We start from the raw sequence: 23,183 nt of genomic DNA on the forward strand, positions 1-23,183 counted from the left end.
TGTTGGAACAAGACTTGCGGGGCAGTTGACGTTTGGGTAAGGTGCCAGCCTGCATTGACAACAAAATGACAGTCAAGATAGCGCCATGAACCGAAACAAGGATGACTCGCGGACCTACAGCATCAGTGAACTGGCCCGTGAATTTGATGTTACGACCCGAAGTATTCGTTTTTATGAAGATCAGGGACTGTTGAATCCTGCCCGCCAGGGACAGACACGGATTTACAGCAAGCAGGACAGGGTGCGCCTCAAACTGACCCTGCGCGGCAAGCGGCTGGGCTTCAGCCTGGCAGATATCCGGGATCTGTTTGATCTCTATGATGCAGACAAGAGCAGCCGTACCCAGCTGCAAACCATGCTGGGACTGGTGGCCGACAAGCGGGAAACGCTGCAACAGCAGCTGGAAGACATCAAGATGGTGTTGCTGGAGCTCGACGCAGCCGAGCAGCGCTGCCAGCAGGCGCTGGCCCAGTTGCAGCGAAACACGGGTGAGACACCATAAAGAAAGGGGCCGGCAGGCCCCTTTGTCATTGACTCGTCTGTGTAGCTGTTATTTTGACCAGCGATCCGGGTCGTAATCCGGGCTGTAACGGTCGACGATGACAGCGCAGGCCGCATCCCCTGTGATGTTCAGCGCGGTACGGATCATGTCGAACAGACGATCCAGAGCGAACAACAGCGGCAGACCCTCGATGGGGATACCGGCAGCCAGCAACACGGCCACCACCAGGAAGCTCGGGCCCGGCACACCGGCCTGACCAATCGCCCCCAGAGTAGAGGTAAGGATGATGGCCACCCAGGCCCCCACGCCGAGGTCAACGTTGAACACCTGGGCAAAGAAGATGGCAACCAGACCGTAATAGATGGCGTTGCCACTCATGTTGATGGTGGCGCCAAGTGGCAGTACGAAAGAGGCGGTGGCATTGCTCACCTTTAGATCTTTTTCGCAGGTCTGCAGCGTCACCGGCAGGGTCGCCATGGAAGAGGCGGTGGAGAAAGCCACGATCTGCGGCTTCTTCATGGCGGAGAAGTACTTGCGCACCGGTGTGTTGGAGAAGAGCACAACCAGCAGCGGGTAGACCACGAACCCGAAGATCAGGATGGCAGCCACATAGACCACGAACAACTTGAGCACCAGAGTCAGTACGTCGAAGCCGTAGGTCCCAATGGCCTCGGCCATCAGGCCGAACACACCGAGCGGTGCAATCAGCATCACCTTGTTGATCATCCAGACGAAAGCGTCCACCAGGGTGTTGAGCCCATCTATCAGCGGTTTGGCTCGCTCACGGGGCTGCTTGGCCAGTGCGATGCCAAGGAACATGCAGAACACCAGGATCTGCAGTATGTTGGCTTCGTTCAATGACTGGAAGACGTTGGTCGGGATCATGCCAAGCAAGGTAGATACCGCATCCGGCAGGGCGCCCTTGTCGGCGTAGTCGCCGGAGAACATGGAGGCCATGGAGCCAAATTCGACGCCGACACCGGGTTTGAAGACTTGCCCCATCACCAGCGCCAGCAGCACGGCCAGTGCCGACGTGCCGAGGAAGAAAGCCAGGGTGGTGACGCCTATCTTGCCCGCAGCCGGGCTGGCGCCCAGATTGGCGGCCCCCGACAGGATGGCAACTGCCACCAGCGGGATCACCAGCATCTTGATCAGCTGGATAAAGAGGGTACCAAGCGGTGCAAAGATGCTGGCTTGTTCACCCATGAACGCCCCCACCAATGCGCCCAGCACCATGGCAACCACAACCTGGAAGCCAATGTTCTTAATGAGTCCTTTTGTTAACACAGAATGTTCCTTTATTTAGCAAAAATTCACACTTTCCCAGTGCAATTAACCAGACAGGGGAAAAACACCTGTTCATTCCCCTGAGCGCGCGTTTTATCTCATATTTATCTGCTGTTTTAAATCGACAAATCGTTAACGGAACTTATTGATAACTTTGCGACAAAGTGAAGATTCAAAAGGAACATGACGATTTTTCCAGCTTTATTCATGACAACTGACAAAACATTGTGCTACTTTTGCTGGGCAAACGTGCATACAGGGATGAAAACATGCTGAAAGTTAACGAATATTTTGACGGAAATGTAAAATCCATCGGTTTCGAGCAAAAAGGTGACAAAGCGACCGTTGGCGTGATGGAAGCCGGTGACTACCAGTTCAATACCGCCGCCCCCGAGCGAATGACGGTAGTCAAGGGTGCTCTCACCATACAGCTGGCCGATGAGGACGAATGGCACACCTACAGTCAAGGCCAATACTTCGAGGTGGCCGGCCACTCCTCTTTCAAGCTGGAAGTGAAAACCCCCACCGCCTATCTGTGCGAGTTCCTCGACTGAGTGACCGAACGCAGATGATTGACTGAACAGTGCAAAGGAGCGGGCCCGGGTCTCGCTCCTTCTGTTTGATGCCAGTGCGCTCATTCCAACCTTCTTTGCCCGCTGCCAGCCACTCATTTGTATGCCGCCATCACACGCCTCAGCTTCCCCGCTTTCCATCGACTACAAAAAATTTACAATGTTTAGACGAAACCCATAATCGGAGTGGTGTCATGATCAGTGTCTTCGACCTGTTTTCCATCGGGATCGGCCCTTCTTCTTCCCATACGGTGGGGCCGATGCGGGCCGCTTACGCCTTTGTTAACGCGCTCAAGCAGCAGGGTCTGCTGCCCGGCACAGAACGGGTGGAAGTAGAGTGCTACGGATCTCTCGGCCAGACCGGCAAGGGTCACGGCACAGGCAAGGCCATCATTCTGGGGTTGGCTGGCTTTGAACCGGAATCGGTGGATATCGAAGCCATTCCCGCCTTCCTGAGCGAAGTGGACCGCAGCCAGTCCTTGCTGCTGGCGGGTGAGCAGCCGAGCCAGTTCGCCCGGGTCGGAGCCATCATCTTCAATCGCCGCAAGACCCTGGCCGCTCACTCCAACGGCATGACGCTGCGCGCATTCGCAGGCAATGCTCTGCTGCTTGAACAGACCTACTACTCCATCGGCGGCGGCTTCATCATAGAGGAGAGCCATTTTGCCAACGCCAAGGAAGAGGCGGCCCGCTTCGATGCAGCCCATCCCGTCCCCTACCCGTTCGAGAGCGGCGCCCAGCTGCTGGCCCATTGCCAGGAGAGCGGTCTCTCCATCTCGGGTCTGATGCTGGCCAACGAGAAGGTATTTCGTAGCGAAGAGGAAATCAAAGCCGGTCTGCGCAAGATCTGGCAGGCAATGCAGGCCTGTGTCGAACGCGGCTGTCGCAGCGAAGGGGTATTGCCGGGCGGCCTCAAAGTGAAGCGCCGGGCCCCGGCCCTCCATCGCCAGCTCAACTGCGAGACCAACTTCAACAAGGATCCCCTGATGGTGATCGAGTGGGTGGACTTGTTTGCGCTGGCCGTCAACGAGGAGAACGCTGCCGGTGGCCGTGTGGTCACAGCCCCTACCAACGGCGCCGCAGGCATCATTCCGGCCGTGCTGCATTACTATGACCGCTTCGTGCGCAAGGTGGATGACGAGCTTCTGCTGAGCTACTTCCTCACCGCGGCGGCCATCGGCATCCTGTACAAGAAAAACGCCTCGCTGTCGGGAGCCGAAGTGGGCTGTCAGGGAGAAGTGGGCGTCGCCTGCTCCATGGCGGCTGGCGCCCTGACCGAGATCCTGGGCGGCAGCCCCGCCATCGTCGAAAACGCCGCCGAGATAGGTATGGAACACAATCTGGGCCTCACCTGCGATCCGGTGGGAGGGCTGGTGCAGGTGCCCTGCATAGAACGCAACGCCATGGGTGCAGTCAAGGCCATCAATGCCGCCCGCCTCGCCCTGCGTGGCACAGGTGAACACAAGGTGTCACTGGACAAGGTGATCAAAACCATGTGGGAAACCGGCAACGACATGAAGACCAAGTACAAGGAGACAGCCCGCGGCGGCCTGGCGGTTAACATTACAGAATGTTAAAAACAGCCAATTGACTCCACTTTTTCCCGCAATACCCGGCCTGGCCGGGTATTTTTTTGCAAAACGTTTGCCAAGTGCTTAACAAAATGGATAAGCATCAAAATAAATTTTATACTCGCCCCTCTGATTCAACAAAAATAGATCTATTTCAACTTTTTTTAGGCTTTGAATCGTTACACTAGGGTTATCTGGTTCATTGACCTCGGCGACGACGCCCTCGTCCCATGGATCACCCCGTTTCTGCGAGTGGGCATGGCGCCCCCTTCTATCCTGAGGTAATTGTTACATGATCAGCGTTTTTGATATCTTCAAAATCGGTGTTGGCCCCTCCTCTTCCCACACTGTCGGCCCGATGAAAGCTGCCAAACAGTTCGTGGATGAACTGCGTGCTGGCGGCAAGATCCGTGACATCACCCGGATCCAGGTCGATGTCTATGGCTCGCTCTCCTGGACCGGCAAAGGTCATCACACCGATACCGCTATCATCATGGGTCTGGCGGGCAACCTGCCCGAGAACGTCGACATCGACGGCATCCCCGAATTCATCTCCCGTGTCGAGCAGACCGGCCGCCTGCCGATCGGCCTGCACTGCCACACCGTCAGCTTCCCGCAGGGCGCCATGGTGTTCCATGACGAGGCGCTGCCGCTGCACGAAAACGGCATGAAGCTGACCGCCTTCATCGAAGATGAGGCTACCTACAGCAAGACCTATTACTCCATCGGTGGCGGTTTCATCGTCGACGAAGAGAACTTCGGCAAGGCCGACAGCGGCGACATGTCGGTGAGCTATCCGTTCAAGAGTGCGGCAGAGCTGCTCGCCCACTGCAGCCAGACCGGTCTCTCCATCTCCGCCCTGATGCTGGAAAACGAGAAGTGCTTCAACACCCCGGAAGAGATCTACAAGAAACTTGGCAAGATCTGGACCACCATGCGGGAGGGGATCGAACGCGGCTGCCGTACCGAAGGGATCCTGGCCGGCCCGCTGCGCGTACCCCGTCGTGCCGCCCCGCTCTACCGTCAGCTGACCACCAATGAACATCTCTCCAACGATCCGATGAGCATCGTCGACTGGGTCAACATGTTTGCCCTAGCGGTGAGTGAAGAGAACGCTGCCGGTGGCCGCGTGGTGACCGCGCCGACCAACGGCGCCGCGGGCATCATACCGGCCGTGCTGGCCTACTACGACAAGTTCATCCAGCCGGTCGGCCGTGACGAATACACACGCTTCTATCTGGCCTCCGCCGCCGTTGGCATGCTCTACAAGATGAACGCCTCCATCTCCGGCGCCGAAGTGGGCTGCCAGGGTGAAGTGGGTGTCTCCTGCTCCATGGCCGCCGCCGGTCTGACCGAACTGATGGGTGGCAGCCCGGAACAGGTGTGTGAAGCCGCCGAGATCGGCATGGAGCACAACCTGGGTCTGACCTGTGATCCTGTGGCCGGTCAGGTGCAAGTCCCCTGCATTGAGCGCAACGCCATCGCCGCCATGAAAGCGGTCAACGCCTCCCGCATGGCCCTGCGTCGCACCTCCAAGCCGCGCGTGTCATTGGACAAGGTCATCGAGACCATGTACATCACCGGCAAGGACATGGACTCCAAGTACCGTGAAACCTCCCGTGGTGGCCTTGCCATCAAGGTGATGCAGGTTGCCTGCGAATAAGCAGTGTTTGCCAAAAACACAAAAAGGCGGGAATTCCCGCCTTTTTGTTGCCTGTTATTTGGAGACGCCCGCCATCTGGATTACCGCTGCGATTTATTCACTCTGCAATCGCATCCCTTGTTTATCGTATGAAATGCCCAATCAGAAGAAGTACCAGGATCTGAACCAGCTACTCCACGATACGATCGGCCAGAGTTCCCACCGCCACCACGAAATAGTGGGAGCGATTCCAGTGGCGCAGTACCAGATAGTTGGGATAAGCCAGATAGGCGCGCCCTTCCACATCGTCGGGGCGAACCAGGGAAGCCTCTATCTCGGCGCGGGGCAAGGCTGTGCCATCGAGCTGCCTCACGCCCAGTGTCTGCCACGCCGATAACGGCCTGGACTGTTCCAGCCCGAGCAAGGCGGGATCCAGCGTCTTGGGCACCTTGACCTGACGGCCCCAGGTTTCATCCCCGTGCCAGCCATTCTGATGCAGATAATTGGCTGCCGAACCAAACACATCCGCGAGATTGCCCCACAAATCCTTCTTGCCGTCACCATCCTGATCGACTGCGTATTTGAGGAAGGAAGATGGCATGAACTGCACCTGCCCCATGGCACCGGCCCAGGAACCCTTGAAGGCCGCAGGGGTCACATGTCCCTGCTCTATGATATGCAGGGCATCAAACAGCTGCCCTTTGAAAAATGCCTCACGTCGACCATCCCAGGCCAGCGTGGCCAGCGAAGAAATGAGCGGGAATTTACCGGTCAATTTACCGAAATTGGTTTCGACGCCCCACAAGGCGACAATAAAGCGCGGTTGTACGTCATATTCTGCCCCTATTTTTGTGAGCAGCGGCAAATGCTGACGATATAGGGCCCTGGCCTGATTGACTTTCCACTGCGGGACCGCACGGGGAATATAAGTGTCCAGCGTCACTTTAAATTCCGGCTGGTTTTTATCGTGCTTGATGGCAGGTTCGATGACCCGAATATCGGCAAACGCAGCCGCCACTGTCTCGGCCTTGATACCGGCCGCCAGTGCTTCCTGTTTGAGGCCAATCACGTAACGCTCAAAATCGGGGCTGGCCTGCAACGGAGTACTTAACAGTCCCCCCAGTAATAACAGTGCCAGCTGACCCTTCATCAGCGGCTGACCTTTAATTGTGCCTTGTGCTGTTCCAGCAGATTTTCGGGCGGCGGTGGCACCTGCAGGTAGAAGCCCTGACTGCCGAGCGCCTCCATGACCCGGCTGGTCGAGGCGATCCCAAGGGGCTTGGCTGGATCCAGCTTGGTCATCAATACCAGCTCGGGACGACCAAATGTACTCATCAGTACCTCGGGTACGCGGGAGAAATCCTCTCTTCTTTCAACAAAAAGATAGGTCTCGGCTTTTTTACGACTTTTATAGACTGCACATAACATGGAAGTTGATATAATCCGACGGGTTTATTGCCTCTGATGGTGGCAAACTATAACATCAGGAATTGAATAACAATAACGGATTACCGTCTCTGTCTCGGGGAAGATCATGGTTGAGCGCGATAACGAATTGAAAGGGACTACCTTCACTATTTCTGTGTTGCATATCAGCGATGGCAAGCCTGAGCGGATCCGTCAGTTACTGGCGGCAAAAGTCGCCCAAGCGCCTCAGTTTTTTAATTGTGCCCCCCTCGTCATCAATGTGGAACGACTCGCGGATATCCCCGATTTTGACCAGCTCAAAGGGCTGGTCGAATCAGAGGACTTCGTGCTGGTCGGGATCACGGGCGCCAGGGATGAGGCAATGAAGACGGCAGCCAAGGCCGCGGGGCTGGCGGTAATGGCCTCTGGCAAGAGCCGCAAGGTCGAGCCGCTGCCACTGCCGGAACCCACCCCGTCTCCGGTGGCCGAGGTGAAGGCCGCGCCGGCGCCTCTGGTGCCGAGCAAGGTGCACGTGGGCCCCGTGCGTTCCGGCCAACAGCTCTACGCCGCCGGCACCTCGCTGGTGATACTGGGCTCGGTGAGCCAGGGGGCCGAAGTCATCGCCGACGACAGCATACATATTTATGGCGCCCTGCGTGGCAGGGCCATTGCCGGTGCCAAGGGCAACACCCAGGCACGGATCTATTGCCAGCAATTGCAGGCCGAGCTGCTATCCATCGCAGGCACGTTCCAACTGAGCGATGCACTGCCGGCAGGCCTGATACAACAGCCGGTGCATGTCCGGCTGGATAACGAACAACTCCGAATAGACCATATCAAATAGAGTTACAAGGAAGCGAGAATGGCGCGAATCATAGTCGTTACATCGGGTAAAGGTGGCGTTGGCAAGACCACAACCAGCGCGGCCCTGAGTACAGGTTTGGCTCAGCGTGGCCACAAGACTGTGGTCATCGATTTTGACATCGGTCTGAGAAATCTGGATCTCATCATGGGCTGCGAGCGGCGCGTGGTGTATGACTTCGTCAATGTGATCAACGGTGAGGCCAACCTCAATCAGGCCCTCATCAAGGACAAACGCTGCGAAAATCTGTTCATCCTGCCCGCGTCCCAGACCCGGGACAAGGACGCCCTGACCCATGAAGGGGTCGAGAAGATCCTGGATCAGCTGGCGGAAATGAAGTTTGATTACATCGTCTGCGACTCCCCAGCCGGGATCGAAGCGGGTGCCCTGATGGCGCTCTACTTCGCCGACGAGGCCATCGTCACCACCAACCCGGAAGTCTCTTCCGTGCGTGACTCGGATCGCATCCTTGGCATCCTGGCCTCCAAGTCCCGTCGTGCCGAGCGCGGCGAAGACCCGATCAAGGAACACCTGCTGCTCACCCGCTACTGCCCGACCCGCGTCAACCGTGGCGACATGCTGAGCGTACAGGATGTACAGGATATCCTGGCCATCAAGCTGCTCGGGGTGATCCCGGAGTCCCAGGCTGTGCTGCGCGCCTCCAACTCGGGGGAGCCGGTCATTCTGGACAAGGAGTCCGATGCCGGTCAGGCCTATGAGGATGCCGTTGCCCGCCTGTTGGGCGACACCAAGGATTTTCGTTTTCTGGAAGAAGAAAAGAAGGGCTTCTTTAGCCGACTGTTCGGGAGTTAAACATGTCATTATTGGATTATTTTCGTTCCAACAAGAAACAAAACACCGCACAACTGGCCAAAGAGCGGTTGCAGATCATAGTCGCGCACGAGCGTTCATCCAGAGGGGGGCCGGATTACCTGCCCCAGCTCAAGCAGGACCTGCTGGATGTGATCCGCAAGTATGTGCAGATCGACCCTGACAAGATCACGGTCCAGCTGGACAAGAAGAGTGATGAGCTGTCTGTGCTGGAGCTCAACATCACCTTCGCCGATGACAAAAAGGGATGAGCTGACGCCACATGCGTGACCCCTTCCCCCAATGAAGACCGGATCCTGTACCAGGGTCCGGTTTTTTATTGCCGCAAACAGGGCGGGCCACACGCCTGATCTCGCCAAGGAAGAGGGGGCCAGCTAGAATACCGCGCGCCACTGTTCGGCTTTGCCGACGGGGCGTCTCATTTTTATTATCTGGAACGGACGATCTATGTCTTTGAACGATGAAATGCACAGCGTCGAGGAACTGCTCGACACCGCACTCGAACTTTTCATGGAGCTGGCCTCCGACAACTTGCCGGAGCAGGAGATTGCCGTCTTCAACCGGGAGTTCAACAGTCGCGGCCTGCTGGCGGAAACCGATCCGGCCGATGACTGGGAAGCGGACGTGGGATTTGCCGTAAGCGATACCGAGTATGCCGAGATCTGGATCGGGCTTGGTAATGCCGAACAAGAATATGAGCACCTGTTTGCCCGCATGCTGCTCTCCCGCCGTGTTGACGAGAAGTTCTGCCACATCGAATGGTTGCCCCAATAATTCCGGATCCCGATGATCTGCGTCCCCGCTATTATGCCCCCGAGCCGGCACGTCCGGCTCTGGGACGGCGCATGCTGAGCTGGCTCGGCAAGCTGCTGGCGGCAGTCCTGCTCGGCTCCATCGTCTCGGTGGTGCTGCTGCGCTTCATCGATCCCCCCATGTGGACCTGGCGCATCGAACGGGCCCTGTTTCCGCCCGCCAAGATAGCCGTGGTCAAGCATGACTGGGTGCCCATAGCTCGCATTTCGCGGGAACTGCAACTGGCGGTGATCGCCGCAGAGGATCAGCGCTTTGCCGACCATAGCGGCTTTGACATGGATGCCATCAGCTCGGCACTCAAGCACAACCAGCGCAGCAAGCGGGTACGTGGCGCCAGCACGCTGAGCCAGCAGACAGCCAAGAATCTCTTCATGTGGAGCGATCGCAGCTTCCTGCGCAAGGGGATCGAGGCCTGGTTTACCCTGCTGATGGAGCTGGGTTGGGACAAATCCCGCATCCTCGAGGTCTATCTCAATATCGTGGAGTTCGGCCCCGGCATCTATGGCGCCGAGGCCGCCGCCAAGCACTATTTTGGCAAATCGGCCGCCCGCTTGACTCGTTACGAGGCTTCTCTGCTGGCTGCCGCCCTGCCCAATCCCTGGCGCTACCGGGTCCAGCCTCCCTCCCCCTATGTTCAGCAACGCTCTGCCTGGATCCGTCGCCAGATGGGTCAACTTGGCCAGGCTACCCTCAACAAGGTATACAAGGACGATTGAGCATCGGGCACAGAGCCACTTCTACCAATGCCCGATGGCCGTACATCGCCCCTGAGCGCATCAGAGTCATCTATCAGGGATCGGGGTCAGCCGGCAATGTCTCTGCCGGCGGGCCCAGATGACCGCCCACCGTGCTCTGGTGCAGCGGCAGATAGTGCCACCACCAGGCCTCCCGTCGTCGTTTGATCTGCTGCCGCCGCACTCGTCGCTTCATGACACCCCTCCAGTGGATCCCCCTTCAACCATACCTTCTACCCGCGCCGTTGGACAGGTGGCGGATCGGTATCCGCACCGGTCTGGCCGCCACCGCCAATACTTGCTACAGTAGCGAACCTCGATGTATCTGGAGTGATTTCATGGAACAACGTACCCCGGATCAGCTGGTCGAATGGGCCTATGATCAGTTTCTTGAGCAGGCCGCAGACATGCTGGCCCCCGAACAAATCGTCGACATCACACTGGAGTTCGAACAGCGTGGCGCCGTCGAGGCGACCCTGCCCAATGGAGACTGGTCAACCGAACTCGGTGTACCAGTCGACATGGAGTCTTGGGTCGAGGTGTGGGTTGGTTTGCTGGACCATCAGGATGAGTTTGAGGTGATCTACGCCACCTTCCTGCTGCCCCGCTATCTCAACGAGCACGGTGTCCATGTGCGCTGGCATCGCCAGCAACAGGCATAAAAAAGGCGCCCTCGGCGCCTTTCTCTTTTCTGGTATGCCCCGCTCAGGGCTGCGCTGCAATGGCCTTGGCCAGACAGCGGCGACACCAGCAGGCGCTGGCCTCGCTCATGGGCAGAGCAGGCAACTGGCTGCACCAGCACTGTGCGATTGTTGCACCGGCCGACACGGCGCAAAATGCCGGCTCGCCACAACCAGGGCACGCATGGGTGCTTTTCGAGCCATCCAGCTCTGCCATCACGGCCAGCTGGGCGTCGCTCTCCATAGCCGACCAGTGACCAATCTCGGTCAGGGTACGGCCACAGCCGAGGCAAAGCCCGTCCTTGGCCTGACAATGGCCGATACAGGGGCTCGGCACTTACTCGCTGTCCACTGCCGAGTCGGTATCTGTGGCAACCAGGGTGATGCAGTTGTCTTCGATGACGATTTTGCCCTGCTTGTAGAGGCCGCCGATGGCCTTCTTGAAGGTGCCCTTGCTCATGTTGAACAGCTTGTAGATGAGCTCGGGTTCGCTCTTGTCCCCCACCGCCAGACTGCCACCCTGCTTCATCAGCCGGGTCAGGATCCGGCCACCGGCATCGTCCATCCGATCCATGCCCGGCTTTTGCAGGGTCAAGTCCAGCTTGCCGTCGTCACGTACCTGCTTGACCCAGGCGGTCAGCGGTCGGCCCGTCATCACCCGGCCAAATACCTCGTTCTTGAACAGCATGCCGGAATATTCACCGTTGACGATCGCCTTGATGCCAAGCGGAGTATGCTCACCCGGCAGTGCTGTTACCTCGTCACCAGCCTTGAAGGGGGGGTTATCGGTGCGCAGGAACCGCTCCAGCCGGCTGGTACCTACCATGCGGCCTTCGTTGTCGAGCATCAGATGCACCAGATAGACGTGGCCCACCTGCATCGGCTTGTTCTGCTCACGGGTCGGCACAAACAGATCTTTTTTCATGCCCCAGTCAAGGAAGGCACCGATCTTGTTGGCATTGACCACCTTGAGACCGACTATGTCGCCCACCATGGCAAACGGCTTGTCGGTGGTGATCACAGGCTCACAGTCGGCATCCAGATAGAGGAAGACCTCCACACCGTCACCTTCAGCCACCCCTTCCGGCAGCTGACGCTTGGGCAGCAGCAGCTCGCCATATTCGTCGGCCGCCAGCCAGGCGCCCCTGTCTTCGAGCTCGATTACGGTGAGGGTGTTCATCTTGCCAATCTGTAACATGCTGATCTCTTCTTTCATTATCCGGATGGTCAATTTTTCATTGCCCGTATGGGCGCGCATGTTACCCCAAGAGCGGCAACAGGGCCTAGCCCCTTGCCCTGCTCCCGCATGATTTTCGAGGCCGTTTTCACGGTTTATGGCGATATAATCGTCATTCGGCCGGTGCTTTACTGCAAATACCCCCACTTTTGGGTAGACTGCGCCGCTGTTCAAATCCTGAGGAACTGTCGATGAATCCATCCACTCGTACCCGTCATCTCAATCAATGGATCCAGACCCACAGTGGGCAGGACATGACCTACCCGGCGCTGCACGGTTTTCTGTGCGCCCGTCTGGTGGGGCCGGATGCCCCTGACTGGCAGGCCCCGCTGGCCGGTCTGTTGCCACATGACGCCGAACTGGATGAGAAGAGCGCAGAGGCGCTGCACCATCTGATCGCCGAGCTGGAAGCTCAGGCCGACGAGGCCCAGCTGGCCTTGCCAAGCCAGTGCCGCCTCTCTACCGACGGCCCGGAGCAAGTGTTCGAGCAGAGTCACCCCCTCGGCCAGTGGTGCTACGGCTTCAGTCAGGGATTTGCCAGCTGGCCCAAGCCCAAGGATCTGAACGATCCCACCACCCAGTACCGTTTCAGCCTCGCCGCCGAACTCAGTCTGTTTCGCGACAAGCCCATGGCCCAGATGCTGCACGCGGCCGCCGGCAGCGAGCTGCCCTTCATGGAATTTTGCAAACGCCAGCGTCAGAACATGAAGGCGGCGCTCAACCAGCTGCTGCAACTGGATGAGTATCAAGCTGTGCCCGGCACTCAGGCAGCCCTCGATAGCGAGCAGGCCGAGCAGTGGCAGCAGTGGTTCGAGCTGGCCGATGCCTGCCGCGATCCCCTGGCTCGTCTTGGCTGGTTTGACAAGGTGATTGACAATGCCGAGCCGCTGTTTGATGCCGCTTTCTGGCAGCAGATGGCTGGCCACGGCTGGAGTGCCCACGAGGCACGCCCGCTGCTCGCCGCCAGGGCAGGCCGCGCCGATTGCCTGCTGCGCCTCGGTCAACTGGATCAAGCCAGAAGCGAGTATCTGGCCTTGTTGGCGCTTTGCGTAGCCGACGAGCTGGGCTGCCGTTATCCTCTTTCCAGTCTCTATGCCCTGCAAGGGGATTGGGCCGCCCTGCGCGCCTTGCTGGTGCGCTTCGACGAGGCTTCCAGCTGGCTGCTTTACAACAGGGCCTTGATGGCATTTGTCTGTAACGGCCCCGAGGCGGCTCAGCCGCAGCTGGACGCCGCCATCAAGGCCAATGCCCATACTCCGGCCTGTCTGCTGGGTCAGCGCAAGCTGCCCAAACAGGAGCCACAGAGCTGGCAGGCGGGCAGTCGCGATGAAGCGGCGCTCTACACACTGCAGAGCCGAGAGGCCTGGCTCAAGCACAACGCCTTGATCTGGTTGCGTAAAGGCTGAGCAGCCAGTCGTATTAATAAGCTTCGAACAGACCCGGTTGCGGCGTATGACGTGCGCAACCGCACATTTCTCTGGTGCATGTTCAGACAAACGCCCTTGTGTTACGTATCATCAAGGTCAAAGTATCAAGAGAAACTGCACCCGATGCAGCCGTCACAGCAGGATGTCATATGTCAAAGATCATAGAGCTGCTTGCGCACTACCCCCCCTATCAGCTGGTTCACGCCGCCGAGATGGTGCGCGATACCTTTGAGCAGTTTTACCAGCAGCGTTATCAGCTGACGGTGCCCCAATGGCGCCTCATGATGGTGCTCGGCCCCAACTACCCCATCAGCCAGAAAGAGCTGGTGGAGGCGAGCGGGATGGACAAGGTGCGGATCTCCCGCGAAATCCACAGACTGGTGGAGAAGGGGATACTGTTTACCGAGAGCAGCGAACAGGACAAGCGGGTCAGCCTGGTCTCTCTCACCCATGCCGGGCTCACCCTGTTCCAGCAGCTCAAGACCGAAGCGGGCAGCTGGCAGCATACCCTCACCGATTACCTGCCTGCCGAGGCGCGCCAGTCCATTCGTCTGCACCTGCAAAGTGTCAGCGACGCCATCGAACAACTGCACCTGCTGGATAGCGAGCACACCTCATGAACCTGAACAATTTCGCCACCATGGATGTCAACATGCTGCTGAGCCTGGTCAATATGCAGTTGCGTGATCGTTTTGATGATCTGGACGATCTCTGCAAGGCACAGGATCTCGACAAGGAGGCCCTGGTCGCCAGGCTTGCCAGCGGCGATTTCCACTACCTGCCGGATCAGAAACAGTTCAGATAGGGATCCGGATCACAACCCGGCCAACGGCACTGGCCTCGGCGGTAAAAGCTGATATGGTGATGATGACACCGTGGAATGACACCCAGCGACATGTATGGATACATCAAGCTGTCATACACGGCGGTTAGCCTCTGACCCGTGACACGCCAGCCAAGGACGACCCATGATGATCCTGACCCGACAGACCACGCTGATCACCCTCTGCGCCATTCTCATGATCAGTTTGTTTTCCCCCAGTCTGCCTGACAGCGCCGAGCAGTGGCTCAGCACCTTGTTGCTGGGCTCTCTGGTTGCCGTGTGCCTGATGGTGGGCAGCGGCTGTCGCCGCTTCATTCGGGATTGACTCGCCCCCTTTGCCCCTGTTGACCTCATCTTCGCCCGCACAGAAAAAACAACGCAGCCCTTGGGCTGCGTTGTTTTGTTTGGTACGGCATGGCACTGCGCCATGCCTTACCCGCCATGGCCAGTCTCTTGATCAGAGTGCAAGGGTTTCCAGCTGGCCTTTGGCCTGCTCAATGCCTTTGGCTTGCGCATCCGGACCCATGCCCATGCCTTCGGCGTAGATGAAGTCCACGTCCTTGATGCCGATGAAGCCCAGCACGGTGCGCATGTAGGGGGTCACCAGATCGGTGGCGCTGCCGACGTGCATGCCGCCGCGGGGGCTGATCACCAGGGCGCGGGTGTTCTCCACCAGACCGACCGGACCGGTTTCGGTGTAACGGAAGGTCACGCCGGCACGGGCAATCAGGTCAATCCAGTTTTTCAGCTGGGTCGGAATGTTGAAGTTGTACATGGGGGCGGCAATCACCACCAAATCGCTCCCTTTGAGTTCGGCGATCAGCTCGTCGGATTGTGCCATGACGGCCAGCTGACGTTCGTTCAGGTTGTCACCACCGCGCAGACCCGAGGCCAGCTCACCGTCCAGCACCGGCAGGTTCAGGGTCGCCAGATCACGCACCGTGACAGTGTCGGACGGGTGGTCAGCCAGGAAGCCGTCTATCAGGGCGTTGGATTGGGAATATTGGCCCAGGATGCTGGACTTGAGTACGAGGATATTGGCCATGGTGAAACTCCATTTGGTTGTCGGTTGAACAGCTTGGCTGTCGATGGAGGTCACTCTAAACATTGAGCTTCTCTGCGGATAGCGAAAATAGATGCTCAACTTGTTCAAAAATTTTGACCTTAGTTCATTCTATCGCCAACGGCCCCATGGCCAACTGCCCAATGCTTGGCAGAACAAACGATTGCCGTTATGATCCGCCGCACTTTTTTCCAGCGACCCGGATCCCATGGTACCCTCGCGCAGGCACTCTCCTTTTGCCGGTGCAGTCTGGATGATGGTGGCAGGCCTCTGCTTTGCCGCCGTCAACAGTCTGAGCCAATATGTCAGCTTCAAGCTCGGCCTCCCCTCGACCCAGGTTGCCTTTCATCAATACCTGATCGCTCTGGTGTGTCTGCTGCCCTGGCTGGTGCGCCACGGCCTGCGTCAATCTCTGATGACCAACCAATTGCGTCTGCACCTGCTGCGAGTCGCCCTGGCCGTGGTCGGCATTCAGTTCTGGCTGTGGGCGCTGGCGGTGCCCGTGCCCATCTGGCAGGGGATAGCGCTCTTGATGACCTCCCCTTTGTTCGCAACCCTGGGTTCTGCCCTGCTGCTCAAGGAGCAGGTGAGCCGGGCCCGCATTCTGGCAACCCTGGCGGGCTTTGTCGGCGCCATGGTGATCCTGGCCCCCTGGACCGATGATTTCAGCTGGGCCTCCCTGCTGCCGGTGGCGGCCGCCCTGTTCTGGGCCGGTTACTCCCTGCTGGTGCGCTATCAGGCAGCAAGCGAGTCATCCCACACCATAGTGGTCTATCTGCTCATCTTCAGCACCCCCTTCAACGCCATGCTGGCCCTGCCGGAGTGGCAGTGGCCGAGCGAAACCCAGTGGCTGCTGGTGGCGGTGTCAGGGGTACTGTCGGCACTGGCCCAGATGTCCATCGCCCGCGCCTACAGCGTGGCCGAGGCTTCGTTCGTACAACCCTTTGATTTTGCCAAGCTGCCCATGAACGTGCTGGCAGGCTGGCTGGTGTTTGGCTGGGCGCCCCCCGGCCGATTGTGGCTCGGCGCTGCCATCATCATTGGCGCCATCACGCTGCTTACCCATCTGGAGCAGCGCGCCCATCAATCTGTTTCCTGAGGTACGCCATGCGTGCCTCTTTTTTTGCCTGCTATTGCTGCCAATAGCGACAGCGACATTGTGACCATCGACATCAGGAGAGATCGTATGTTTGGAACCGCCACCCGTCCCAGCGCCACCCGCGCCCTGCTGCTTGGCTCGGGAGAACTCGGCAAGGAAGTCGCCATCGAGTTGCAACGGTTCGGGATCGAGGTGATCGCCGCCGACCGTTACCCCAATGCCCCCGCCATGCAGGTGGCGCACCAAGCCCACGTGTTGGACATGCTCGATGGCAATGCCCTGCGCGCCCTGGTCACCCTGGTCAAACCCGATCTCATCATTCCTGAAATCGAGGCCATCGCCACCGATACCCTGGCACAGCTTGAACAAGAGGGGGTCAAGGTGGTGCCGAACGCCCGCGCCACCCAGCTCACCATGAATCGGGAAGGGATCCGCCGGCTGGCCGCCGAAGAGTTGGGTCTGCCCACCTCCCCCTACCGTTTTGCCCAGAGCAAGGAGGAGTTCATCGCCGCCGTCGAAGCCATCGGCCTGCCCTGCGTGGTAAAACCCGTGATGAGCTCGTCGGGCAAGGGTCAGAGCGTGCTGCAGGATCTCGCCAAACTGGACGAAAGCTGGACCTACGCCCAGGAGGGTGGCCGTGCCGGTCGCGGCAAGGTGATTGTCGAAGGCTTCGTCCCCTTCGAGTACGAGATCACCCTGCTCACGGTGCGGGCCGTGGATGGCATTCATTTTTGCGACCCCATAGGCCACCGCCAGGAAGATGGCGACTACCGCGAATCCTGGCAGCCACAGGCGATGAGCACCCTGGCGCTGGCCCGCTCCAAGGAGGTCGCCGCCAAGGTGGTCGGGGCGCTTGGCGGTTATGGCCTGTTCGGGGTCGAGCTCTTCATCAGGGGCGACGAGGTGTGGTTCAGCGAAGTTTCCCCCCGCCCCCACGACACCGGCATGGTGACCCTGATCTCTCAGGATCTCTCCGAATTTGCCCTCCATGTACGCGCCATCCTGGGGCTGCCCATCGGCACCATCACCCAGTACGGGCCGAGCGCCTCGGCCGTGGTGCTGCGGGATGGTCACAGTCAGGACATCCGCTATCAGGGCATTGGGGAGGCGCTGGCATTGGTATCGGGCGCCCAGCTGCGGTTGTTTGGCAAGCCCGAGATCGCCGGTCGCCGCCGGCTCGGGGTCGCCCTGGCCCGTGGGCAGCAGTGTGAAGAGGCGGTGGAAAAAGCCAAGGCGGTCGCCGCCCGGGTCGAGGTGATTTGTTGACCACAACCGGTTGCTGACGTGATCAGGCGCAAGGGGCATGGCAATGCCCCTTTTGCATTTGCCCGTCAGGCTTATAATCCCCCTTCAAATTTGTCAGGAGTACAAGATGTTAGCTGCCGTGATCTTCGATATGGATGGTGTTCTGATCGACTCGGAACCCTTTTGGCAACGGGCCCAGATGGCCGTGTTCTCCGGGCTGGGTCATCCCCACAGCGAGGAGGATTGCAACTCCACTATAGGCGTGCGCATCGACCAGCTGGTGGCACACTGGTATCGGCTGCGCCCCTGGGTGGGCCCCAGCCAGGAAGAGGTGATGCAACGCATCCTGGATCAGGTCATTGCCCTGATCCTGAGTGAAGGCCAACCCAAGGAGGGGGTGCTGGAGGCGCTGGCACTGATGGAGGCACAAGGGCTCAAGATTGGGCTGGCGACCTCCTCGCCCTTCACCATGGTCGAGGCGGTGCTCGGCAAGCTCGGCATTCGCGATCGCTTTCTGGCGGTGCACTCCGCCGAGGTGGAGCGCTTCGGCAAACCGCATCCTGACGTTTACATACACGCGGCGGAAAAACTCGGGGTAGAACCGCTACACTGTCTGGCCATTGAAGACAGCTTCACCGGCCTGCTGGCGGCCAAGGCGGCCTCCATGAAGGCGCTCATAGTACCGGATCCGGCATTGGTCGGCGATCCCCGTCTGGCCATTGCCGATCACCAGCTCAGATCCCTCGGTGAGTTGAATGCCGCCACGCTGGCCAGCTGGGTGGCATAGGCTCCCGCAGACAGCGAGGGCACTAAAGGGACCAGATCGCCGTCTCCCCCTGACCACTGCCATAAACGTGCGCTTGCTCGCGGTTAACTCCCTCCCGGCCAACTAGAATCAGGGAAGATAGGCGGCCCGAGGGCCCGAGGAGGTCACCATGATCGAGTACACCAGCAAGCGTATCGTCTGCCCCCACTGTGGCCATCATACCCGGGTCGAGCTGGATGCCAGCCAGGGGGATCAGGAGTTCTACGAAGATTGCATGGCTTGTTGCAACCCCATCCACCTGCGGCTGCATCTGGACGAAGCCCGTGACTGCCTGCAACTGTTTGTGGATGCAGACGACGAGCAGATGTTTTGATTGCGAGTCATCAAAATTCGAGCGTTCAAAAGGGCCTGCAATGCAGGCCCTTTTCCATGGCATGTCGGAAGCTTTCGCCCAGGTCAGGCCAACTGGCGCGCAGCCAGTACCCGCTCCACCGTATCGACGATGGCCTGGGTTTGGGGATCGATCTCGATATTGGTGTGCCAACCGGCTTTGACCCAACCCAGGTTGGTACGAGCCAGGGTCTCCGGGATCAGATTGACGCAAAATTCACTCTCTCGCACCTCACCCACTGTCAGGCTGATGCCGTCGATGCCGATGTAGCCTTTGGTCAACACGTACTTCATGAGCGTGGGGGCAAGGCGATACCATACCTGACGATTGTTGGGGGTGTCTATGACCGAGATCACTTCCGCCGTGCCCATGATATGGCCAGACATGGTATGACCGCCGATCTCGTCACCAAAGCGGGCAGCCCGCTCCACGTTGACCTTGTCCCCCTCTTGCAGCGTGCCAAGGTTGGTCAGGCGCAGGGTTTCCTGGATCAGATCGAAGCTGACCAGATCGCCTTCCACCCGGGTGACTGTCAGGCAGCAGCCGTTATGGGCCACGGAGGCCCCCAACGCCAATCCCTCACCCCAGGCCAGGCTTGGCATGCGGATCACATGGGTGCGAAAGTTGGGAAGCGCTTTGATGGCAACCAGTTCGGCGGTCCCCTGCACTATGCCGGTGAACATGTCTCTTCTCCTGCTACGAAAAAAGGCAGGTTAACCCCGGCCCGCCGCCCAGACAAGCACGCCTGCTGACAAGCTTGCCCCCGATCGCTATAGTGACGGCGTTCACATTCGGGTTAATGAGGAAGAAATAATGCAGGTATATCAATGTTGTGAGGCCATTCGCATCGCCTATAACCAGATTGGCTCAGGTGAGCAGGGTTATGTGCCGCAGGCCATAGCGGCGACCATCAGGGCCCTCAATGCTGTGGCCTCCGACGAGCGGGTGCCGGCCGAACTGCGCCAGGAAGCCGCCTATGCCGCCGCCAATCTGCTGATCAGCGATCATCAGGACGCCTGATCCGGGCAGAAAGCCTGCCGCCAACCGTTTCGCGGCGGGCGACTTTCAGGCTAGAATGACACCCCCGCATTTTGTCTCCTCCCGGTGAGGGGGCAAAAGCCCATCCTGTTATCCGTTCTTGCTCTTTTTATCTGATCCACTCGGAGGTGTCAGTGCAACGTTATTGGTCCGAGGCGAGGCAGCTCGTTCGTTTAGCCAGCCCCATTCTGGTCGCCCAAGTGGCCCAGATCGCCATGAACTTTGTCGATACCGTGATGGCGGGGCAAGTCAGCGCCGTGGATCTGGCGGCCGTGTCGGTCGCCACCAGCTTCTGGTTGCCGATCATCTTGCTGGTGCAGGGCATCATAATGGCGCTCACCCCCATCGTCTCCCAGCTCAACGGGGCTCGCAAACGGGACGAGATCCGCCCGGCCGTGCATCAGGGCTTCTGGCTGGCGCTCATGGTCACTCCCATCGCCATGATAGCGCTCTATTTCAGCCCGCTGACCCTGCAATTCATGGACGTGGACGCCGTCATGGCCACCAAGACTGCCGGCTATCTGCATGCCATCTTGTGGGGGCTGCCCGCCTTCGTGCTGTTCCAGGTGCTGCGCAACTTCAGTGAGGGACTCTCCCACACCATGCCCACCATGGTGATAGGTTTCGTCGGGCTGGCGGTCAATATTCCCGCCAACTACATCTTCATCCACGGCCATTTTGGCATGCCAAAACTCGGCGGTGTCGGTTGTGGGGTGGCCACCGCCATCGTGCTGTGGGCCATGCTGCTGGCAATGATCATCTATGTGAAACTCTCCCCTCACTTCACGAAGATCAACCTGTTTGCCCAGCTAGCACGCCCCAATGGCAGCCGGATCTGGCGCCTGTTCCGACTCGGCTTTCCCATTGCCATGGCCATCTTCTGCGAGGTGACCCTGTTTACCGTGGTGGCCCTGATGCTGGCCCCGTTCGGAGCAGAGACGGTAGCGAGCCACCAGATAGCGCTGAACTTCTCCAGCCTGGTGTTCATGCTGCCGCTCTCCATTGGTGTGGGGGTGACTATCCGGGTCGGCCACAGCATAGGGGAAGGCTTGCCGGACCACGCCCGGGTCGCGGCCCGTACCGGCCTCATGCTGGGCATGGCGGTCGCGGCCTGCACCGCCGCCCTGACAGTACTGCTGCGTGAACAGATAGCGACCATCTACACAGATGACATGCAGGTGATCACGCTGGCGGCTACCTTGCTGTTCTTCGCCGCCATCTATCAGGTCTCCGACTCGGTACAGGTGGTAGCGGCCGCGGCGCTGCGTGGATACAAGGACACCAAGGCGATTTTCTACGTCACCATAGTCGCCTACTGGGGTCTGGGCCTGCCCACCGGCATGCTGCTGGGACTGACCGACTGGGTCGTTCCTCGCATGGGGCCGCAGGGCTTCTGGGTCGGTTTTATCGTCGGCCTGACCGGCGCAGCCCTGATGCTGGGGGCCCGTCTCAAGGTGATCTATGGCCGTTTCGGCGCCCATCCGTAACGGACTGATCTGGCTGTGGGGGATGCAGCTGGCAGGCTGTACCCCCACCATAGAGGATCAATTTGCCACCTATCAAACCAGGGTGGCCCATGTACTGAGTCTCCCGTCCACTCCCTCTCCCGTCATTACGCTGGTGCCCTTCCCCGCCCAGCGGGAACTGCAGCGTCCGCTGCCAGATCTGCGCATTGGCCTGCTCGATATATTGCCCCTCAACCAGTGTGGCCTCGGCACCCTGGTGGCCGAACGCAACGGCCCTGTCGGGCGCAGCACGGACAACTTCAGCCAGCTGGCCTATGAGTGGCAACTGGTGCAGGGGCTGGCGCGCTGCAAGACACAGGACCCCGAGGTAGCACAGTGGCTGACCAGCCTTCGACAACAAAAAACGGCCATGTTGCCGGATCGCTTCTGGAATGCGCTGGTCAGCACCCCGGAGCTGCGCCGGGTACTGACCCCCAGACGAACCCCCTTGTCGCTGACCAGTACTCTGCAGGAGACCCGCCAGGCACTGGGTCAGTTGCAGCGCTGGCAAGAGGCGGTGGCCCGTCCCGACCATGTGACTGCATCCCTGCCTCCGTTGACGGATGCGCTGGAGAGCCTCTACCGATCGGATGCCCTGCCCCGGCTCCTCTATTCACTGCCGCTGGCCACGGCCTGGCTCAATCAGATCAGTGCACAACTGGAGCCCTTGCCCATCACCACACTCTGCCCGGCCACGGATCCACAGCGACAAGATCGTCTGCGGGGTGCAATGACGCACTACTATGCCAGGGGGCTGCAACCCTGGCTGGCTCAGCTTGATCGCCAGTTCCGCCAGATTTCCCCTTCCCTGGCCGCCCTGTTTGACAATGCATCCCCGCCAGCCCTGCAGGCATGGCAGACAAGCTACGCCAGCGGGCTGGAGAGCCGCGTCTGGCTGGATTTTCGCGCCGCCACAGTGCGCCATGCCAAGGCCTGGCAAGGGGTCTTTTTGCGCTGTGAAGCACCCGGCGGCAAGCCCCCCCTGCTACCCAAGTCCGGATAGGGTGTGCCTGTAAAATCAACAGGCTGCGCAAGAACTCGGCAAACGGTCTCCTTTGTGCATACCGCCTGTTGACAGCCTTTGGGGGCATGGGTAGTATGCCGACCACGTCAGCAGTGCTGGTGTCATGAAGCGGTCATTACCGATTCTTGCAGTGGGTTTATAGCTCAGTTGGTTAGAGCACTACCTTGACATGGTAGGGGTCGTTGGTTCGAATCCAATTAAACCCACCACTTTTTCTGTGATGCGTCCTTAGCTCAGCTGGTTAGAGCACCACCTTGACATGGTGGGGGTCGGTGGTTCGAATCCACTAGGACGCACCATCACAGAATACCGAGTATGCGTCCTTAGCTCAGCTGGTTAGAGCATCACCTTGACATGGTGGGGGTCGGTGGTTCGAATCCACTAGGACGCACCATAATAGATTGCAGATGTGGGTTTATAGCTCAGTTGGTTAGAGCACTACCTTGACATGGTAGGGGTCGTTGGTTCGAATCCAATTAAACCCACCACTCCCCTGCAAACAGAAGTCGCATTGCGCACCCTGCGTCCTTAGCTCAGCTGGTTAGAGCATCACCTTGACATGGTGGGGGTCGGTGGTTCGAATCCACTAGGACGCACCAGATTAAAAAAGCCCGCTCCATGAGCGGGCTTTTTGCATGTCAGGGCCACCTGCATCGCTACGGGA

At 59.1% G+C, this 23,183-nt stretch carries 29 protein-coding genes and 5 tRNA genes; 26 read left to right on the forward strand and 8 right to left on the reverse strand.

Annotated features, from left to right (window positions below; translation table 11 throughout):
• The first annotated feature begins 85 nt into the window (after positions 1-85).
• A complete protein-coding gene (locus tag GWQ29_RS18090) occupies positions 86-502 on the forward strand; it encodes a MerR family DNA-binding transcriptional regulator (protein WP_265421753.1) in 417 nt (138 codons plus the stop codon).
• A 48-nt stretch (positions 503-550) separates the two neighbouring features.
• Here GWQ29_RS18090 and GWQ29_RS18095 read toward each other — a convergent pair whose 3' ends face one another.
• Positions 551-1,789 (reverse strand): dicarboxylate/amino acid:cation symporter, encoded by a 1,239-nt coding sequence (locus tag GWQ29_RS18095; protein WP_099993332.1) that lies wholly within the window; start codon positions 1,787-1,789, stop codon positions 551-553.
• A 269-nt stretch (positions 1,790-2,058) separates the two neighbouring features.
• On the opposite strand from GWQ29_RS18095, the gene GWQ29_RS18100 reads away from it, so the two are divergent.
• From GWQ29_RS18100 to GWQ29_RS18110, 3 genes are all read left to right on the forward strand, one after another.
• On the forward strand, positions 2,059-2,343 hold the full coding sequence (locus tag GWQ29_RS18100; protein WP_265462122.1) for a pyrimidine/purine nucleoside phosphorylase: 285 nt from the start codon (positions 2,059-2,061) through the stop codon (positions 2,341-2,343).
• A 212-nt stretch (positions 2,344-2,555) separates the two neighbouring features.
• The gene (locus tag GWQ29_RS18105) at positions 2,556-3,938 is read left to right on the forward strand and encodes an L-serine ammonia-lyase (RefSeq protein WP_275920003.1); all 1,383 of its coding nucleotides are present in this window, start codon (positions 2,556-2,558) and stop codon (positions 3,936-3,938) included.
• Positions 3,939-4,224: 286 nt separating this feature from the next.
• Complete coding sequence (locus tag GWQ29_RS18110; protein WP_021139264.1) at positions 4,225-5,595, forward strand: L-serine ammonia-lyase; 1,371 nt, start codon at positions 4,225-4,227, stop codon at positions 5,593-5,595.
• A 169-nt stretch (positions 5,596-5,764) separates the two neighbouring features.
• Here GWQ29_RS18110 and GWQ29_RS18115 read toward each other — a convergent pair whose 3' ends face one another.
• Positions 5,765-6,724, reverse strand: a complete 960-nt coding sequence (locus tag GWQ29_RS18115; protein ID WP_275920004.1) for a lytic murein transglycosylase — start codon at positions 6,722-6,724, stop codon at positions 5,765-5,767.
• The gene (locus GWQ29_RS18120) at positions 6,724-7,002 is read right to left on the reverse strand and encodes a YcgL domain-containing protein (protein ID WP_059167725.1); all 279 of its coding nucleotides are present in this window, start codon (positions 7,000-7,002) and stop codon (positions 6,724-6,726) included. Before GWQ29_RS18120 ends, GWQ29_RS18115 begins: the two co-directional genes overlap by 1 nt.
• A gap of 106 nt (positions 7,003-7,108) precedes the next feature.
• Between GWQ29_RS18120 and minC the strand changes: the two genes are divergently transcribed.
• The 5 genes from minC to mtgA all read left to right on the forward strand — a co-directional run bounded on the left by minC (position 7,109) and on the right by mtgA (position 10,203).
• Positions 7,109-7,825 (forward strand): septum site-determining protein MinC, encoded by a 717-nt coding sequence (gene minC / locus GWQ29_RS18125; protein ID WP_005311268.1) that lies wholly within the window; start codon positions 7,109-7,111, stop codon positions 7,823-7,825.
• An 18-nt stretch (positions 7,826-7,843) separates the two neighbouring features.
• A complete protein-coding gene (gene minD, locus GWQ29_RS18130) occupies positions 7,844-8,656 on the forward strand; it encodes a septum site-determining protein MinD (RefSeq protein ID WP_005311266.1) in 813 nt (270 codons plus the stop codon).
• A gap of 2 nt (positions 8,657-8,658) precedes the next feature.
• Complete coding sequence (gene minE / locus GWQ29_RS18135; protein ID WP_005311265.1) at positions 8,659-8,925, forward strand: cell division topological specificity factor MinE; 267 nt, start codon at positions 8,659-8,661, stop codon at positions 8,923-8,925.
• Positions 8,926-9,121: 196 nt separating this feature from the next.
• Entirely contained in the window at positions 9,122-9,448 is a 327-nt protein-coding gene (locus GWQ29_RS18140; RefSeq protein WP_005311263.1) for an HI1450 family dsDNA-mimic protein, read from the forward strand.
• Entirely contained in the window at positions 9,433-10,203 is a 771-nt protein-coding gene (gene mtgA / locus GWQ29_RS18145) for a monofunctional biosynthetic peptidoglycan transglycosylase (protein ID WP_275920005.1), read from the forward strand. The genes GWQ29_RS18140 and mtgA overlap by 16 nt, the downstream gene beginning before the upstream one ends.
• A 73-nt stretch (positions 10,204-10,276) precedes the next feature.
• On the opposite strand, the gene GWQ29_RS18150 is transcribed toward mtgA, so the two are convergent.
• The gene (locus tag GWQ29_RS18150; protein ID WP_162829730.1) at positions 10,277-10,417 is read right to left on the reverse strand and encodes a hypothetical protein; all 141 of its coding nucleotides are present in this window, start codon (positions 10,415-10,417) and stop codon (positions 10,277-10,279) included.
• Positions 10,418-10,559: 142 nt separating this feature from the next.
• On the opposite strand from GWQ29_RS18150, the gene GWQ29_RS18155 reads away from it, so the two are divergent.
• Complete coding sequence (locus GWQ29_RS18155) at positions 10,560-10,883, forward strand: HI1450 family dsDNA-mimic protein (RefSeq protein WP_265462126.1); 324 nt, start codon at positions 10,560-10,562, stop codon at positions 10,881-10,883.
• Between the two features lie 43 nt (positions 10,884-10,926).
• On the opposite strand, the gene GWQ29_RS18160 is transcribed toward GWQ29_RS18155, so the two are convergent.
• Positions 10,927-11,238, reverse strand: a complete 312-nt coding sequence (locus GWQ29_RS18160; protein ID WP_021139268.1) for a DUF1289 domain-containing protein — start codon at positions 11,236-11,238, stop codon at positions 10,927-10,929.
• Positions 11,239-12,117, reverse strand: a complete 879-nt coding sequence (locus GWQ29_RS18165) for a S1-like domain-containing RNA-binding protein (protein WP_005311254.1) — start codon at positions 12,115-12,117, stop codon at positions 11,239-11,241.
• Between the two features lie 212 nt (positions 12,118-12,329).
• Between GWQ29_RS18165 and GWQ29_RS18170 the strand changes: the two genes are divergently transcribed.
• The 4 genes from GWQ29_RS18170 (at position 12,330) to GWQ29_RS18185 (ending at position 14,713) form a co-directional block, all read left to right on the forward strand.
• Positions 12,330-13,544 carry a UPF0149 family protein gene (locus GWQ29_RS18170; protein WP_275920006.1) on the forward strand — a complete coding sequence of 405 codons (1,215 nt, stop codon included), beginning with the start codon at positions 12,330-12,332 and terminating at the stop codon, positions 13,542-13,544.
• A 170-nt stretch (positions 13,545-13,714) separates the two neighbouring features.
• Positions 13,715-14,185, forward strand: a complete 471-nt coding sequence (locus tag GWQ29_RS18175; RefSeq protein ID WP_265462130.1) for a MarR family transcriptional regulator — start codon at positions 13,715-13,717, stop codon at positions 14,183-14,185.
• Positions 14,182-14,370: a DUF4250 domain-containing protein gene (locus GWQ29_RS18180; RefSeq protein WP_005311248.1), complete on the forward strand. Its 189-nt coding sequence runs from the start codon at positions 14,182-14,184 to the stop codon at positions 14,368-14,370. Before GWQ29_RS18175 ends, GWQ29_RS18180 begins: the two co-directional genes overlap by 4 nt.
• A 163-nt stretch (positions 14,371-14,533) precedes the next feature.
• Positions 14,534-14,713 (forward strand): hypothetical protein, encoded by a 180-nt coding sequence (locus GWQ29_RS18185; RefSeq protein ID WP_275920007.1) that lies wholly within the window; start codon positions 14,534-14,536, stop codon positions 14,711-14,713.
• A gap of 132 nt (positions 14,714-14,845) precedes the next feature.
• Here the strand turns inward: GWQ29_RS18185 and GWQ29_RS18190 are convergent, their stop codons facing one another.
• Positions 14,846-15,433 (reverse strand): FMN-dependent NADH-azoreductase, encoded by a 588-nt coding sequence (locus tag GWQ29_RS18190; protein ID WP_162626193.1) that lies wholly within the window; start codon positions 15,431-15,433, stop codon positions 14,846-14,848.
• Between the two features lie 226 nt (positions 15,434-15,659).
• Here GWQ29_RS18190 and GWQ29_RS18195 point away from each other — a divergent pair, with 226 nt between their 5' ends.
• From GWQ29_RS18195 to GWQ29_RS18210, 4 genes are all read left to right on the forward strand, one after another.
• Positions 15,660-16,550: a DMT family transporter gene (locus GWQ29_RS18195; RefSeq protein ID WP_234576949.1), complete on the forward strand. Its 891-nt coding sequence runs from the start codon at positions 15,660-15,662 to the stop codon at positions 16,548-16,550.
• Between the two features lie 87 nt (positions 16,551-16,637).
• Positions 16,638-17,816: a formate-dependent phosphoribosylglycinamide formyltransferase gene (gene purT / locus GWQ29_RS18200; protein WP_265421744.1), complete on the forward strand. Its 1,179-nt coding sequence runs from the start codon at positions 16,638-16,640 to the stop codon at positions 17,814-17,816.
• 106 nt (positions 17,817-17,922) lie between these two features.
• Positions 17,923-18,582, forward strand: a complete 660-nt coding sequence (hxpB, locus tag GWQ29_RS18205) for a hexitol phosphatase HxpB (RefSeq protein ID WP_275920008.1) — start codon at positions 17,923-17,925, stop codon at positions 18,580-18,582.
• 148 nt (positions 18,583-18,730) lie between these two features.
• A complete protein-coding gene (locus tag GWQ29_RS18210; RefSeq protein ID WP_017412080.1) occupies positions 18,731-18,934 on the forward strand; it encodes a CPXCG motif-containing cysteine-rich protein in 204 nt (67 codons plus the stop codon).
• A gap of 83 nt (positions 18,935-19,017) precedes the next feature.
• Here the strand turns inward: GWQ29_RS18210 and GWQ29_RS18215 are convergent, their stop codons facing one another.
• Complete coding sequence (locus tag GWQ29_RS18215) at positions 19,018-19,635, reverse strand: riboflavin synthase subunit alpha (RefSeq protein ID WP_275909838.1); 618 nt, start codon at positions 19,633-19,635, stop codon at positions 19,018-19,020.
• Positions 19,636-19,765: 130 nt separating this feature from the next.
• Between GWQ29_RS18215 and GWQ29_RS18220 the strand changes: the two genes are divergently transcribed.
• The 8 genes from GWQ29_RS18220 to GWQ29_RS18255 all read left to right on the forward strand — a co-directional run bounded on the left by GWQ29_RS18220 (position 19,766) and on the right by GWQ29_RS18255 (position 23,118).
• Positions 19,766-19,972 (forward strand): YaeP family protein, encoded by a 207-nt coding sequence (locus GWQ29_RS18220; RefSeq protein ID WP_005311233.1) that lies wholly within the window; start codon positions 19,766-19,768, stop codon positions 19,970-19,972.
• A gap of 152 nt (positions 19,973-20,124) precedes the next feature.
• Positions 20,125-21,477 carry an MATE family efflux transporter gene (locus GWQ29_RS18225; RefSeq protein ID WP_111587791.1) on the forward strand — a complete coding sequence of 451 codons (1,353 nt, stop codon included), beginning with the start codon at positions 20,125-20,127 and terminating at the stop codon, positions 21,475-21,477.
• Positions 21,452-22,498 carry a DUF3080 family protein gene (locus GWQ29_RS18230; RefSeq protein ID WP_275920009.1) on the forward strand — a complete coding sequence of 349 codons (1,047 nt, stop codon included), beginning with the start codon at positions 21,452-21,454 and terminating at the stop codon, positions 22,496-22,498. The genes GWQ29_RS18225 and GWQ29_RS18230 overlap by 26 nt, the downstream gene beginning before the upstream one ends.
• Positions 22,499-22,651: 153 nt before the next feature.
• Positions 22,652-22,728: transfer RNA gene (locus GWQ29_RS18235), tRNA-Val, on the forward strand.
• 13 nt (positions 22,729-22,741) lie between these two features.
• A tRNA-Val gene (locus GWQ29_RS18240) sits at positions 22,742-22,818 on the forward strand.
• Between the two features lie 18 nt (positions 22,819-22,836).
• Positions 22,837-22,913: transfer RNA gene (locus tag GWQ29_RS18245), tRNA-Val, on the forward strand.
• Between the two features lie 17 nt (positions 22,914-22,930).
• Positions 22,931-23,007 (forward strand) — tRNA-Val (locus GWQ29_RS18250).
• Between the two features lie 34 nt (positions 23,008-23,041).
• A tRNA-Val gene (locus tag GWQ29_RS18255) sits at positions 23,042-23,118 on the forward strand.
• The last annotated feature ends 65 nt before the right edge of the window (positions 23,119-23,183 follow it).

This window comes from Aeromonas sp. 2HA2, assembly GCF_029237345.1.
Taxonomy (GTDB): Bacteria; Pseudomonadota; Gammaproteobacteria; order Enterobacterales; family Aeromonadaceae; genus Aeromonas; species Aeromonas salmonicida.

Coding starts and splice junctions, on each gene's coding strand:
- GWQ29_RS18090 (WP_265421753.1), top strand. CDS start 86: ATGAACCGAAACAAGGATGACTCGCGGACCTACAGCATCAGTGAACTG.
- GWQ29_RS18100 (WP_265462122.1), top strand. CDS start 2,059: ATGCTGAAAGTTAACGAATATTTTGACGGAAATGTAAAATCCATCGGT.
- GWQ29_RS18105 (WP_275920003.1), top strand. CDS start 2,556: ATGATCAGTGTCTTCGACCTGTTTTCCATCGGGATCGGCCCTTCTTCT.
- GWQ29_RS18110 (WP_021139264.1), top strand. CDS start 4,225: ATGATCAGCGTTTTTGATATCTTCAAAATCGGTGTTGGCCCCTCCTCT.
- GWQ29_RS18115 (WP_275920004.1), bottom strand. CDS start 6,724: ATGAAGGGTCAGCTGGCACTGTTATTACTGGGGGGACTGTTAAGTACT.
- GWQ29_RS18120 (WP_059167725.1), bottom strand. CDS start 7,002: ATGTTATGTGCAGTCTATAAAAGTCGTAAAAAAGCCGAGACCTATCTT.
- minC (WP_005311268.1), top strand. CDS start 7,109: ATGGTTGAGCGCGATAACGAATTGAAAGGGACTACCTTCACTATTTCT.
- minD (WP_005311266.1), top strand. CDS start 7,844: ATGGCGCGAATCATAGTCGTTACATCGGGTAAAGGTGGCGTTGGCAAG.
- minE (WP_005311265.1), top strand. CDS start 8,659: ATGTCATTATTGGATTATTTTCGTTCCAACAAGAAACAAAACACCGCA.
- GWQ29_RS18140 (WP_005311263.1), top strand. CDS start 9,122: ATGTCTTTGAACGATGAAATGCACAGCGTCGAGGAACTGCTCGACACC.
- mtgA (WP_275920005.1), top strand. CDS start 9,433: ATGGTTGCCCCAATAATTCCGGATCCCGATGATCTGCGTCCCCGCTAT.
- GWQ29_RS18150 (WP_162829730.1), bottom strand. CDS start 10,417: ATGAAGCGACGAGTGCGGCGGCAGCAGATCAAACGACGACGGGAGGCC.
- GWQ29_RS18155 (WP_265462126.1), top strand. CDS start 10,560: ATGGAACAACGTACCCCGGATCAGCTGGTCGAATGGGCCTATGATCAG.
- GWQ29_RS18165 (WP_005311254.1), bottom strand. CDS start 12,117: ATGAAAGAAGAGATCAGCATGTTACAGATTGGCAAGATGAACACCCTC.
- GWQ29_RS18170 (WP_275920006.1), top strand. CDS start 12,330: ATGAATCCATCCACTCGTACCCGTCATCTCAATCAATGGATCCAGACC.
- GWQ29_RS18175 (WP_265462130.1), top strand. CDS start 13,715: ATGTCAAAGATCATAGAGCTGCTTGCGCACTACCCCCCCTATCAGCTG.
- GWQ29_RS18180 (WP_005311248.1), top strand. CDS start 14,182: ATGAACCTGAACAATTTCGCCACCATGGATGTCAACATGCTGCTGAGC.
- GWQ29_RS18185 (WP_275920007.1), top strand. CDS start 14,534: ATGATGATCCTGACCCGACAGACCACGCTGATCACCCTCTGCGCCATT.
- GWQ29_RS18190 (WP_162626193.1), bottom strand. CDS start 15,433: ATGGCCAATATCCTCGTACTCAAGTCCAGCATCCTGGGCCAATATTCC.
- GWQ29_RS18195 (WP_234576949.1), top strand. CDS start 15,660: ATGGTACCCTCGCGCAGGCACTCTCCTTTTGCCGGTGCAGTCTGGATG.
- purT (WP_265421744.1), top strand. CDS start 16,638: ATGTTTGGAACCGCCACCCGTCCCAGCGCCACCCGCGCCCTGCTGCTT.
- hxpB (WP_275920008.1), top strand. CDS start 17,923: ATGTTAGCTGCCGTGATCTTCGATATGGATGGTGTTCTGATCGACTCG.
- GWQ29_RS18210 (WP_017412080.1), top strand. CDS start 18,731: ATGATCGAGTACACCAGCAAGCGTATCGTCTGCCCCCACTGTGGCCAT.
- GWQ29_RS18215 (WP_275909838.1), bottom strand. CDS start 19,635: ATGTTCACCGGCATAGTGCAGGGGACCGCCGAACTGGTTGCCATCAAA.
- GWQ29_RS18220 (WP_005311233.1), top strand. CDS start 19,766: ATGCAGGTATATCAATGTTGTGAGGCCATTCGCATCGCCTATAACCAG.
- GWQ29_RS18230 (WP_275920009.1), top strand. CDS start 21,452: ATGGCCGTTTCGGCGCCCATCCGTAACGGACTGATCTGGCTGTGGGGG.